Origin of the sequence: Micromonospora sp. WMMA1996, assembly GCF_002573675.1 — a bacterium.
In the GTDB taxonomy this organism is placed as follows: domain Bacteria; phylum Actinomycetota; class Actinomycetes; order Mycobacteriales; family Micromonosporaceae; genus Micromonospora; species Micromonospora sediminicola.
The window spans coordinates 452501-464383 of record NZ_PDHU01000003.1 but is presented as its reverse complement, the minus strand read 5'-3'; the positions used below and the strand labels follow the sequence as shown (position 1 = coordinate 464383).

At 70.4% G+C, this 11883-nt stretch carries 14 protein-coding genes and 2 tRNA genes (1 of these 16 running past the window's edge); 13 read left to right on the top strand and 3 right to left on the bottom strand.

Annotated features, from left to right (window positions below):
• Positions 1–29: 29 nt before the first annotated feature.
• The 6 genes from COO58_RS21825 to COO58_RS21800 all read left to right on the top strand — a co-directional run bounded on the left by COO58_RS21825 (position 30) and on the right by COO58_RS21800 (position 3985).
• Positions 30–722 (top strand): MOSC domain-containing protein, encoded by a 693-nt coding sequence (locus COO58_RS21825; protein ID WP_091571816.1) that lies wholly within the window; start codon positions 30–32, stop codon positions 720–722.
• Positions 719–1144 (top strand): nucleoside deaminase, encoded by a 426-nt coding sequence (locus COO58_RS21820; protein WP_091571819.1) that lies wholly within the window; start codon positions 719–721, stop codon positions 1142–1144. The genes COO58_RS21825 and COO58_RS21820 overlap by 4 nt, the downstream gene beginning before the upstream one ends.
• A 103-nt stretch (positions 1145–1247) precedes the next feature.
• Complete coding sequence (locus tag COO58_RS21815) at positions 1248–1577, top strand: hypothetical protein (protein WP_098746985.1); 330 nt, start codon at positions 1248–1250, stop codon at positions 1575–1577.
• Positions 1578–1706: 129 nt separating this feature from the next.
• Positions 1707–2441, top strand: coding sequence for an LPXTG cell wall anchor domain-containing protein (locus COO58_RS21810; RefSeq protein WP_098746984.1), 735 nt, complete (start codon positions 1707–1709; stop codon positions 2439–2441).
• 155 nt (positions 2442–2596) lie between these two features.
• Complete coding sequence (locus COO58_RS21805) at positions 2597–3064, top strand: hypothetical protein (protein WP_218012411.1); 468 nt, start codon at positions 2597–2599, stop codon at positions 3062–3064.
• Positions 3065–3655: 591 nt separating this feature from the next.
• On the top strand, positions 3656–3985 hold the full coding sequence (locus COO58_RS21800) for a hypothetical protein (protein WP_098746980.1): 330 nt from the start codon (positions 3656–3658) through the stop codon (positions 3983–3985).
• Between the two features lie 147 nt (positions 3986–4132).
• On the opposite strand, the gene COO58_RS21795 is transcribed toward COO58_RS21800, so the two are convergent.
• The gene (locus tag COO58_RS21795; RefSeq protein ID WP_091571822.1) at positions 4133–4471 is read right to left on the bottom strand and encodes a hypothetical protein; all 339 of its coding nucleotides are present in this window, start codon (positions 4469–4471) and stop codon (positions 4133–4135) included.
• 235 nt (positions 4472–4706) lie between these two features.
• Here COO58_RS21795 and COO58_RS21790 point away from each other — a divergent pair, with 235 nt between their 5' ends.
• Positions 4707–5345 (top strand): SAM-dependent methyltransferase, encoded by a 639-nt coding sequence (locus tag COO58_RS21790; protein WP_098747362.1) that lies wholly within the window; start codon positions 4707–4709, stop codon positions 5343–5345.
• A 304-nt stretch (positions 5346–5649) separates the two neighbouring features.
• Here the strand turns inward: COO58_RS21790 and COO58_RS21785 are convergent.
• A tRNA-Gly gene (locus COO58_RS21785) sits at positions 5650–5723 on the bottom strand.
• Positions 5724–5977: 254 nt separating this feature from the next.
• Here COO58_RS21785 and COO58_RS21780 point away from each other — a divergent pair.
• The 5 genes from COO58_RS21780 to clpX all read left to right on the top strand — a co-directional run bounded on the left by COO58_RS21780 (position 5978) and on the right by clpX (position 10560).
• Positions 5978–6051: transfer RNA gene (locus COO58_RS21780), tRNA-Pro, on the top strand.
• Between the two features lie 148 nt (positions 6052–6199).
• Positions 6200–7546: a trigger factor gene (tig, locus tag COO58_RS21775; RefSeq protein ID WP_157779179.1), complete on the top strand. Its 1347-nt coding sequence runs from the start codon at positions 6200–6202 to the stop codon at positions 7544–7546.
• 174 nt (positions 7547–7720) lie between these two features.
• Positions 7721–8362, top strand: a complete 642-nt coding sequence (locus tag COO58_RS21770; protein ID WP_091571833.1) for an ATP-dependent Clp protease proteolytic subunit — start codon at positions 7721–7723, stop codon at positions 8360–8362.
• Between the two features lie 14 nt (positions 8363–8376).
• On the top strand, positions 8377–9039 hold the full coding sequence (locus tag COO58_RS21765; RefSeq protein ID WP_013288034.1) for an ATP-dependent Clp protease proteolytic subunit: 663 nt from the start codon (positions 8377–8379) through the stop codon (positions 9037–9039).
• A gap of 228 nt (positions 9040–9267) precedes the next feature.
• The gene (gene clpX / locus COO58_RS21760) at positions 9268–10560 is read left to right on the top strand and encodes an ATP-dependent Clp protease ATP-binding subunit ClpX (protein WP_089158259.1); all 1293 of its coding nucleotides are present in this window, start codon (positions 9268–9270) and stop codon (positions 10558–10560) included.
• Positions 10561–10584: 24 nt separating this feature from the next.
• Here clpX and COO58_RS21755 read toward each other — a convergent pair whose 3' ends face one another.
• Positions 10585–11208: a helix-turn-helix domain-containing protein gene (locus COO58_RS21755; protein ID WP_091571836.1), complete on the bottom strand. Its 624-nt coding sequence runs from the start codon at positions 11206–11208 to the stop codon at positions 10585–10587.
• Between the two features lie 41 nt (positions 11209–11249).
• Here COO58_RS21755 and COO58_RS21750 point away from each other — a divergent pair, with 41 nt between their 5' ends.
• A protein-coding gene (locus COO58_RS21750) for an EamA family transporter (RefSeq protein ID WP_098746978.1) crosses the window boundary here: on the top strand, positions 11250–11883 show its 5' portion. It continues 200 nt past the right edge of the window; only the first 634 of its 834 coding nucleotides appear in the window; it begins with the start codon at positions 11250–11252; the stop codon falls past the right edge of the window.

Sequence of the window (11883 nt, the reverse complement as noted above, 5' to 3'; positions counted from 1 at the left end):
GTCGGCCCCCAGCGCCTACCGTCGCCGCCATGAAGGTGCTCTCGGTCAACGTCGGCCGGCCGCGACCCAACCCGTGGAAGGGAATCGGGGCCACCGGCATCGACAAGCGGCCCGTCGACGGTCCCGTCCCGGTCACCGCGCCCGGCCCCAAGGGCACCGGCCAGGTCGGGCTGGCGGGCGACCGGGTCTACGACGTGGCCCACCACGGTGGCCCCGACCAGGCGGTCTACGCGTACGCCCGGGAGGCCCTGGACCGCTGGGAGGCCGAGCTGGGCCGGGCGCTGCCGAACGGGGCCTTCGGAGAGAACCTGACCACCTCCGGCGTCGACGTCGACGGCGCGCTGATCGGGGAACGGTGGCGGGTCGGCGCGGACCTGGTGCTGGAGGTCTCCTGCCCGCGCATCCCGTGCGGCACGTTCCAGGGGTGGCTGGGCGAGCGCGGGTGGATCAGGCGGTTCACCGAGGCGGCGCGGCCGGGGGCGTACCTGCGGGTGGTCACTCCGGGCAGCGTGCGGGCCGGCGACCGGGTCGAGGTCGTGCACCGCCCCGACCACGACGTGACCGCGGCCGTCGTGTTCCGGGCGACGACGCTGGAGCCGGAGTTGCTGCCCCGGCTGCTGGTCGCCGACGCGCTGCCCGGGGAGGACAGGGAACGGATCCGCCGCCGACTGGAGGCGTCCGCCGCCGTGGCGACGCACGACGGCCCCGAGGAGGCCCGATGACACCGGACGACGAAGCGTTCCTGCGCCACGCCGTGGCCCTCGCCGACCGGGCCGGGGCGTCCGGGGAACGGCCGTTCGCCTCGTTGCTGGTCGGTCCGGACGGCAGCGTCCTGATCGAGGACCACAACACCGTGGTCTCCGACTCGGACGTCACCGCCCATCCGGAACTCAAGCTGGCCCGCTGGGCCGCCCGGGAACTGGCCCCCGACGTGGCCGCCGGCACCACCATGTACACCAGTTGCCAGCCCTGCCCGATGTGCGCGACCGCGATCGGCGTGTCCGGCCTCGGCCGGGTGGTGTACGCGTTGTCCAGCGAGCAGTTCGCCGCGGTGAAGCCGGCCACTCCGGCGCCGCCCCCGGTGCGCTACGAGGGGCCGGCGCTGTTCGACGAGGCGCGCCGGCCGATCGAGGACCACTACTAGGTCCGTCCGCGCTCGTCACGAGGCAAGCCTCCGTGGCGGTGGTCCCGTTCACCAGTGCGGAATCCCGTTCGCCCTGGGCCGGCACACCGGGCAGGATGCCGGCATGGCCGGCCAGGAACTGCCGCTTGCCGACGCGCTGGCGCTCGGCGAGCTGGCCTACCTTCGCCGGCGCTCGCTGCGCAACCCGCGCTACCGGGACGCCGCCTACGTGCGGCTCTACGTCACACCCCGCTACCTGCGCTGGAGCCGGTCCTCGGCCCTCGACGCGCACCTGGAGCAGGTCCGGCACCACCTGGCAGCCGTGGAGCGGCTGACCCGACGCCAGGACCCGGGCGCCGACGCCGCCTGGCAGGCCGCGCTCGCCGCGGTGGACGCGCTGCTGGCCGAGGGCGGGCGCCTGGCCGGCCACCGGATCCGCCCCCGGCGCATCTGATCCGCTCGCGTCGGTCGGCCGGACCGGCGTGCCCGCCGTCCGGGCGGGTGGGTGCCGACGTCCCTCGCCTCCCGCCCATCGACGGTAGTATCCCTCTGTTTTGTGTCGTCACGGGGAGGACAAGTCCATATGCGATGGAAGTTGTCGGTCGGCGTCGTCATGGCGCTGGCCTTTCTGATTCCGGCGTCACCGGCGACGGCGCGAGCCGCGACGCCGGGGCTGGACGCGGCCTGCCAGACGGTGGAGCGCAAGGTGTTCAAGGACCTGCGCGAGTTCGTCACCATCGACCTGGACACCGCCACCAACACCCAGGTACGCCTGTTGGCGAACCAGCTCCTGGCCGAAGCGAACGCGGAGTCGCTGCCCGTGCTGCCGCGCGCCATCCAGCAGCGACTGGACGGCACCGCGGAGGACCTGCGCGCCTTCCTCAAGACGGACATGCAGAAGGCGTGGGCGACCGATCTGCGGATCTCGGTGGCCCGGACGTTGGTGGACGCCGGCGCCAACGTGAAGGCGGCCGCCCAGAAGGTGCTCGACGCCCCCGGCATCGACGTCTACCTGGCCTACCTGAACGAGGGCGTGTACGAGGCGCGGGCGCTCGACTGCGCGTCCCAGCCCACCGCGACGCCGACCGCCACGTCGACGCCGACCGCCACGCCCACGTCGACGCCGAGCGCCACGTCGACCGTCGCGCCGACGGCGGTTCCCTCCGACAGCCCCGCCGCTCCCGGCGGCGAGGGCGGTGGGCTGCCGGTGACCGGTGTGAACACCGCGGCCGTGGCCGGGGTCGGCGGTGCGCTCCTGCTCCTCGGGGCCGTCGGCTACCTGATCGGGCGTCGGCGCCGCTCCCGCTTCGTCGCCTAGCTCGTGCGGCGCGCCCGGCCCGACGCTCCCGTCGGGCCGGGCGCGCGGCTACTCGACCCACCACCGGCCGTCGCCGAGACGCGGCACCGGATGACCGGGATCACCGGGCGCGGTGGCGATCGGCGTGTCGGGTCCAAGCGGCTACTGTGAGCACAGTGGACGGCCAGTTCGTTACGGCGATCATCTCGCTCAGCGGGGTCGTGCTCGGCGGCGGCTTCTCCTGGCTCGTGCAGTCCAGCACGCAACGCATGAGCGCGCGCACCGAGCAGCGCAGGCAGGACGTCGCCCGGGCCGACGCCCGACGGGCCGAACGGCTCACCTGTCTGGAACGGTTCGTCGCCGTGGCTGCCGATGCGGAGCGCCTCGCCTTCGAACGCCCCGCCGACTGGGCTCCCGGTGATTCCTGGCCCCGTGCCGCCCAGGAGGCGATGAAACAGCTCTGGGTCGCCGGCAGCATGCTCCAGGTGCTCTTCCCGCCCGACGTGCACAGCTCCGCGCGCGTCTACTTCCAGCGGATCAATCGGGCGGTCTGGGACGGCGTGCCCGATCTGGAGGCCCTCTACCCCGCGCTCGACGACCTGCGCGATGCGTTCCTCGCCGCAGCCCGCTCGGCCCTCGACTGACGGTCTCGCTCCCCGGGCACCTGATCTCCCGGCGCGTCGGTCCGCAGCTCGGGCACCTCGCCCTGGCTGCGACCGAGCCGGAACCCTTCCGGGCAGGGCCGCCGTCGGCGGTGAGCGGCACGCACGATCGGCCAGCCGATTGACGGGCAGGTCGCGGCACGACTGGAGCGTGGGACTAGCCAGAGCTTCGAGGTATCGCCGGGACGACACGTGGTGCGGCTGCACTTGAACTGGCAGTCCAGCTCGCCCGTCGAGCTAGACCTGGACGGCGCCGAAACGATCGCCTTGGAGGCAGCCGTCTACGAACGATCGTGGAGGCTCACGGAGACTTTCCTGCGGTCCGGAAGCGCCCTCGACTTGCGGGTGCGGTGACCTTCGCATTACGAGATCAAGTTGCCCACCGCGGTCTACCTGCCCCAACCCCGCCTGGCCTGCAGAAACCCCTTCCGGCATCTCTCAGTGTCCTTGGCCGGGGCTCGACCTCTTGAGGACTGGATGAGGACTGAGAGGGACCACGCTTACGGCCATCTGGTGCCCCGACGACCTTCGATAGCCTGCGCACATGGGCAAGTACGCGTCCGTACGCTATGGGTGGAGTTGCAGCACGAGCAGCGGGCCGCCGCAGAAGAAGTCATCCAACGAGACAGACACGACCTCTACTCGGGCGGGTGGGCCTTCCCGACAAAGCCCTTCAACTGGTCGCTGTACCTCTTCTATGGCGGGGACCTGCGAGAGTACGAACTGCCCTGGCTGCGCTCGCAGATCGACCAACTCGCCGCGCTGCCCCCCGATGAGGATGGCGACCGGCCCACGGGCCTATTCGTCGTGACGGGCGAGGAGGGTGGGGCTGAGACGTGGCAGATCTCCGACGGCACCCTCGCCGTCTACCCGGCACCCGAGTACGCATGGCTCACGGAGTGAAGCCAAGCGTCAGCCTGGGAATTGTCGATCTCCGGCAGGCCACCGGCTCGGCGGCCTGGTCTCGGCAGTCTCTCGTGGCCTCGGCTGGCCCTGTTGTCCTCGCCCAATGGCACGCTAATGGCACGCCGAGTCCTGCCCGTCGCGTTGTCAGTCCCCTACGAACGCGATCGAGGCATCCGTCATCGTGGCGCACACCTCAGCCAAGATCCGCAGCCTCTCCAGGCCACGGCGCTCCGGCTCCTGCCGCGCGGAGGGCAACAGCCTCTCAATCTCGGAGAGAAGCTGCGGCATGTCGAACGGCATGAACTGCACGTCGCCGTAGGGATCGACACGACTAAGCAAGGGGAAGCTGGACTCTTCCCTCCCTAGCACCCGGTCGAAGTCGCCTGCCGCGTCAAACGTCCCGCCAGCGGGGTCGGGCAGCCCGATCAGCTGCCTCCCCGCCTGCCATAGAGATGCCTGGACGCCCATGTGCTGATGATCCATGGTGCATCGCCGGCTAGGCATCGCACCTGCAGGTTGGAAGAGCGCGATCAACCGGCCGTGATGCCCGAAACGCCTGCGGCCGGCGGCAGAGCCGGAAGCCACTCGTGACCGCTGATGACCGCTGCGCGCCACGGTTACTGGGCCGTGGATGGCCCAGGCCGGGCCGGACGCCCGCAATTGGTCTCGGTCTGTAACGGGGCATCGCTGTAAGTTCTGCTCTGGCAAGGTGGCCCAGATGACCGCCCAGACTCACTGGCAGGCGTGGCATGAACCCTACGCCGATGAGGGTTCCCCCCTGTCGCGTCGACTGCGGCTGGTGCAGCAGCACATCGCCTCGTGGCTCGATCAGCGCTCCGACGAGCGGCTGACCGTGGTGAGCGCGTGCGCAGGGCAGGGCCACGACCTGATCGGTGTCCTCGCCTCAAGGCCTGATGCTCAACGGGTACACGGGACCCTGCTTGAGTACGACGCGGGCAACGTGGCCGCCGCTCAAGCCGCCGCCGATCAGGCCCGGCTCTCGAACCTCGTTATCAAGCAGGCAGACGCGGGCCAGCTCTCTTCGTACGTCGGTGCGGTACCGGCCGACCTGGTGCTCATGGTCGGGGTCTTCGGCAACATCTCGGACGCCGACGTGAAGCGAACGATCGCCGCCCTGCCCCGGTTGTGCGCAGAGGGCGCCAGCGTGATCTGGACCAGGGCGCGACGGGCACCGGATCTGACGCCAGCCGTACGTGGGTGGCTCCGGGACGCCGGCTACGTGGAGGAGGCATTCCACGCTCCGGACGACGTGCGGTTCTCGGTCGGCGTCCACCGGTTCGAAGGCGCGCCCCAGCCTCTGGACGCCGCAGGAACGGTCTTCACGTTCCTGCACTGATGGTGATGCGGTAGCCCTTGTGGTGCCCGACGAGGTGATCCGCCCCGGCCGATGCCTCCAGAGGCGGGGGAGATCCCGCCCCGCGTACCCGCCAGCTCTACGAATACCTGTTCGCCCTTCACCTCGGCCCGCACCTCGGGCACCTCGCCCTCGCCGCGATCAAGCCGGCGGCCATAGCCGCATCGGCGGGGAGGGCCGACGCCGCCGGTGAATGGCACGCGGATTGGCACGCAAGATCAAAGCATGGGGGAGAAGCGAAAGGCCCAGGTGCCGCGATCATGCGGTCTACCTGGGCCTTCGTGGGTGGAGCGGGCGACGGGAATCGAACCCGCGTAGTCAGTTTGGAAGACTGAAGCTCTACCATTGAGCTACGCCCGCGTGCACCCCACAGCGGCGGGGCGCGCCCGACAGCCTACCGAATCCCCGATCCGGACGCGCGGCGGTATACCGCGTCGTCGTCGACCTCCATGATCGACGCCACCTCGGCGAGGTGGCGGGGTTCGGGGCAGGACGATCCCGCCACCTCGGTGAGGTGGCGGGGCACGGCCACCGGCCGGCAGGCCCCGCCGGGCGACGCGGCGCGCCCCGGTCACCCGCTCGGGGGCCCGGACGGCATACACTCTTCGTCGCCACGGGGTGTGGCGCAGCTTGGTAGCGCACTCGCTTTGGGAGCGAGGGGCCGTGGGTTCAAATCCCGCCACCCCGACTGTCGTACGCGACCGGATCGTCCCGGGAACCGCCGGTTTTACCGCGCGGCACCCGGGCGCTGCCCGTGCCGCAGCCCGGCTCGCCTACACTCGATGCGCGCAATCACGCCCCAGACTCAACACCCAGATCCGTCAAGGAGTACGCCTGTGAAGAGCACCGTCGAGACTCTGAGCCCGACGCGCGTGCGGCTCGCCATCGAGGTGCCGTTCGTCGAGCTCGAGCCGAGCCTCAAGAAGGCGTACCGGGAGATCGGCCAGCAGGTCCAGGTTCCCGGCTTCCGCCGGGGCAAGGTTCCCAGCGCGGTGATCGACCAGCGGGTGGGCCGGGGGACCGTCCTCAACGAGGCGATCCAGGAGGCCATCCCGCAGAACATCCTCGCCGCGGTCCGCGAGCACGACCTCAAGACGCTCGGCCGCCCCGAGGTGGACATCACCGAGTTCAACGACGGTGACTCGCTCAACTTCACCGCCGAGGTCGACGTCCGTCCGGAGATCACGCTGCCGGACCCGGCCACCATCGAGGTGACCGTCGACGAGATCGAGATCGCCGACAGCGAGATCGACGACCAGGTCAACAGCCTGCGCGAGCGCTTCGCCACGCTGAAGACCGTCGAGCGGGCCGCCCAGGAGGGCGACTTCGTGCAGATCGACCTGAACGCCACGGTCGACGGCGAGGAGGTGCCGGGCGGCTCGGCGAGCAACATCTCGCACGAGGTGGGCAGCAAGCAGCTGCTGCCGGGTCTGGACGAGGCGCTGGTCGGTCTGGCCGCCGGCGAGAGCACCACCTTCACCACCCAGCTCGTCGGCGGCGACTACGCCGGCCGCGACGCCGACGTGGCGGTGACCGTCCGCACGGTGAAGGAGAAGGAGCTCCCCGAGCTCGACGACGACTTCGCGCAGATGGCCAGCGAGTTCGACACCATCGAGGAGCTGCGCGGCGACCTGCGGGAGCGGGTCACCCGGGGCAAGCAGGTCGAGCAGATCTACGCCGCCCGCGACAAGGCCCTCGAGCAGATGGTCGCCGCCGCCGAGGTGCCGGCGCCGGAGGGGGTCGTCAAGGAGGAGGTCGAGAGCCGCAAGGCCGCGATGGTCGACCAGCTCGAGCGCATCGGCGCCTCCCTGGAGGAATACCTCGCCGCCGAGGAGAAGACCGAGGAGCAGATCGACGCCGAGCTGACCGAGGCGGCGACCGACGGCGTCAAGATCCAGCTCCTGCTGGACACCCTGGCCGACGCCGAGGACGTGCAGGTCTCCGACGACGAGTTCGGGCACGAGATCGTGCACCGCGCCCAGCGTGCCGGCATGGCTCCCCAGCAGTACTACGACCAGCTGGTCCGCTCCGGCGCCGCCGCGGCCGTCTTCGGTGACGTCCGCCGGGGCAAGGCGCTCGCCGCGGTGATGGAGAAGATCACGATCAAGGACGCGGCGGGCAACGAGGTCTCCCTCGACGCGCTGCGGGCCCAGAACGAGGCCGAGCACGACCACCAGCACTGATCGTCAGGGCGTCGGCCGTCGTCCCGCGCTGCGCGCCGGGCGGCGGCCGAAACCCTTTCCGGGGTACGCCGACCGGGTGACTGCGCTGAGAGCGAACAGTGCCCCGACCGGGAGTACGCCTCCCGGCAGAGCGGTTAGTGTCGGGTAGGACGGTACGGAGAGCGAAGGGCTGCCATGACCGACATGCACATCCCCAAGAAGTCGCTCCGGGCGATCGAGGCCCGCGGTGGCGACTCCATTGGCAACCTCGACGACTCGGTCTACAACCGGTTGCTCAAGGAACGGATCATCTTCCTGGGCAGCGAGGTGAACGACCAGGTGGCCAACCGCATCTGCGCGCAGCTGCTGCTGCTCGCGGCGGAGGACCCGGACCGCGACATCTTCCTCTGGATCAACTCGCCGGGTGGCTCGGTCTACTCCGGCATGGCGATCTACGACACGATGCAGTACATCGACAACGACGTGTCGACGGTGGCCATGGGCATGGCGGCCTCGATGGGCCAGCTCCTGCTCTGCGCGGGCACCAAGGGCAAGCGCTACGCCCTGCCGCACGCGCGGATCATGATGCACCAGCCCTCCGGCGGCCTCGGCGGCACCGCGTCGGACATCGCGATCCAGGCCGAGCAGATGCTCTACACCAAGCGGATGTTCCAGGAGCGGGTCGCGCACCACACCGGCCAGTCCCAGGAGCAGATCGAGGCCGACTCGGACCGCGACCGTTGGTTCACCGCCCAGGAGGCCATGGACTACGGCTTCATCGACAAGGTGATCATCGGAGCCGCCCAGGTTCCGGATGGCGCCGGGACCCTGAGCTGAGCGAGGAGCTGACGATGACCGACCTGAGCCTGCCGCCCCAGTTCGCGGCCGTGCACAACCGCTACGTGCTGCCGTCGTTCGTCGAGCGCACGTCGTACGGGATGAAGGAGTCCAACCCGTACAACAAGCTCTTCGAGGACCGGATCATCTTCCTCGGCGTCCAGGTGGACGACGCGTCGGCCAACGACGTGATGGCCCAGCTGCTGACGCTGGAGGGCACCGACCCGGACCGCGACATCATCATGTACATCAACTCGCCCGGCGGTTCCTTCACCGCCATGACGGCGATCTACGACACCATGCAGTACGTCCGCCCCGACATCCAGACCGTCTGCCTCGGGCAGGCGGCCAGCGCGGCGGCGGTGCTGCTCTCCGCGGGCACCCCGGGCAAGCGGATGGCGCTGCCCAACTCCCGGATCATCATCCACCAGCCGGCCACCGAGGGCGGCTACGGCCAGGGCTCGGACATCGAGATCCAGGCGCGGGAGATCCTGCGGATGCGGACGCAGCTGGAGGACATGCTGTCCCGGCACTGCAACCGCCCGATCGAGCAGGTTCGCAAGGACATCGACCGTGACAAGATCATGACGGCCGAGGAGTCCAAGGAGTACGGGCTGGTCGACACCATCCTGACCAGCCGCAAGAAGGGCCTGCTGGCGTCCCACGCCGCGGGCTGAGCGACGCGGGGTCGGAGGTCGGCCGGGGCATCGTTCCCGGCCGACCTCTGACACACCCGTTTTGGGGGTCGGAGAAAACCCGGCCACCGGGTAACGTCGGGTCTGTACCGCTCCGCGGGTCGGATCGGGTGGAGCCGACAGCATGGTGGAACGACAGGACGGACGAGCGCCCCGGGCGCTCGCAGGTCAGGGCCGGCGCTCCGGCCGATGAGTGCAGGGAGAACGTAGGTGGCACGGATCGGTGACGGCGGCGACCTACTGAAGTGCTCCTTCTGTGGCAAGTCGCAGAAGCAGGTCAAGAAACTCATCGCGGGCCCCGGCGTCTACATCTGCGACGAGTGCATCGATCTCTGTAACGAGATCATCGAGGAGGAGCTGGCCGAGTCCGGCGAGGTGAAGTGGGAAGAGCTTCCCAAGCCGATGGAGATCTGCCAGTTCCTCGACAACTACGTCGTCGGCCAGGAGCAGGCCAAGAAGGCGCTCGCCGTCGCGGTCTACAACCACTACAAGCGGATCCAGGCGGAGGCCGCCGGCGCGCCCGGCTCGGGCAGCGACGGCGTCGAACTCGCCAAGTCCAACATCATGCTGCTCGGTCCGACCGGCTGCGGTAAGACCCACCTGGCGCAGACGCTGGCCCGGATGCTCAACGTCCCGTTCGCGATCGCCGACGCCACCGCCCTCACCGAGGCGGGCTACGTCGGCGAGGACGTGGAGAACATCCTCCTCAAGCTGATCCAGGCCGCCGACTACGACATCAAGCGCGCCGAGACCGGCATCATCTACATCGACGAGGTCGACAAGATCGCCCGCAAGTCGGAGAACCCGTCGATCACGCGCGACGTCTCCGGCGAGGGCGTGCAGCAGGCGCTGCTCAAGATGCTGGAGGGCACGGTCGCCAACGTGCCGCCGCAGGGCGGCCGGAAGCACCCGCACCAGGAGTTCATCCAGATCGACACCACGAACGTGCTGTTCATCTGCGGCGGCGCGTTCGCCGGCCTCGACCAGATCATCGAGGCCCGCACCGGCTCCGGCGGCACCGGCTTCGGCGCCCGACTCCGGTCGGTGTCGGAGCGGTCCACCGACGACATCTTCAGCCAGGTCATGCCGGAAGACATGTTGAAGTTCGGGCTGATCCCCGAGTTCATCGGCCGGCTCCCGGTGATCACCAACGTACGCAGCCTCGACCGGGGCGCCCTGGTGAAGATCCTCACCGAGCCGCGCAATGCGCTGGTCCGGCAATATCAGCGCCTGTTCGAGCTGGACGGCGTCGAGCTGGAGTTCGAGCAGCCGGCGTTGGAGGCCATCGCCGACCAGGCCATGCTCCGCGGCACCGGCGCCCGTGGCCTGCGGGCCATCATGGAAGAGGTGCTCCTCTCCGTGATGTACGAGGTGCCGAGCAACCCCGACGCCGCCCGGGTGCTGATCACCCGCGAGGTCGTCCTGGAGAACGTCAACCCGACCATCGTGCCCCGCGAGTTCACCGGCCGGCGCCGGCGGGACCGCGAGGAGAAGTCGGCCTGAGCCGTCGTCGCGACCGCGCCCGGGTCAGCTCGGGCGCGGTCCGCGTGACCGGGTCCGCCGGTCCCACTCGCCCGACGGGGTGACCACCACCATCACGAGGCGTACCGGCTCGTCGCCGACCACCCGGTAGCCGTGGTCCCGGTCGGCGTGGAACTCCACCGTCTGGCCGGCGCGCACCTCGTGGTCGACGCCGTCGACGGTGACCGTGACGGCGCCGTCCAGCACGTACAGCACCTCGCGGGTGCCGTGCGCGTGGTCGGCGGAACGCAACTCCTCACCCGGCCGCATCCGCCAGTCCCAGAGTTCGACCAAATCGGGTTCGCCGAGGCCGCTGAGCAGTCGCGCGGTGCCGCCGTGCGCGCCGCGCCACAGCACCGGCGCCTCGTCCGCCGTGGTGACCCGTACCGCCTTCTCCTCCGCCGGCTCCAGCAACCGGGCGATGTTGACGCCGAACGCGTCGGCGACCCGGCAGAGGGTGCCGATGCTCGGGTTGGTCCGGGCGCCCTCGATCTGCACGAGCATGCCCTTGCTGACGCCGGACCGGCCGGCAAGCTCGTCGAAGGACCAGCCCCGGGCGGCCCGCAGTTCGCGTACCTGCCGGGCGACCGCGGAGGTCACCGCGCCCACGCGTCCGCCGGTATCGGTCATCACACTGTCCTTCGCGGTCAATATTATGGTACGACTGTCGGGTGCTTCCCATTGTGCTCGCCGCGGTGTCCGCGATCGCGTTCGGCACGGCCGACTTCTCCGGGGGCAAGGCGTCCCGGCACGCCCACCCGATCGCCGTGACCGTCGTCTCGCAGCTGCTCAGCCTGCCGCTGCTGCTCGTCCTCGTGCTCGTCGTGCCCGGCACGCCGGCGCCGCTCGACCTGGCCTGGGGCCTGCTCGCCGGGGTGGCCGGCGCCGCCGGCGTCATGCTGCTCTACCGCGCGTTGGCCACCGGCGTCATGGCGGTCGTGGCACCGGTCACCGCGATCACCGCCGCGGTCGTGCCGATCGTCGCCGGCCTGTTCCTGGCCCACTCCCCGGGCACCCTGGCGCTGGGCGGCGCCGGGCTCGCCGTGGTGGCCATCGCGCTCGTCAGCCTGGGGGAGCGGGGTGACGCCGGCCGCCTCTCCGGCCGGGTGATCGGCACCGCGCTCGCCGCCGGTCTGCTCTTCGGCATCTTCTTCGCCCTCCTCGGCCAGGCCGACGAGAGCGCCGGCATGTGGCCGGTGCTGGCGGTACGCGTCAGCTCGATCGCCTTCGGCCTCGCGCTCGTCGCCCGCACCGGAGCCAGCCTGCGACTCGGCCGACGGGTGCTCGGCTGGACGGCCGCCGCCG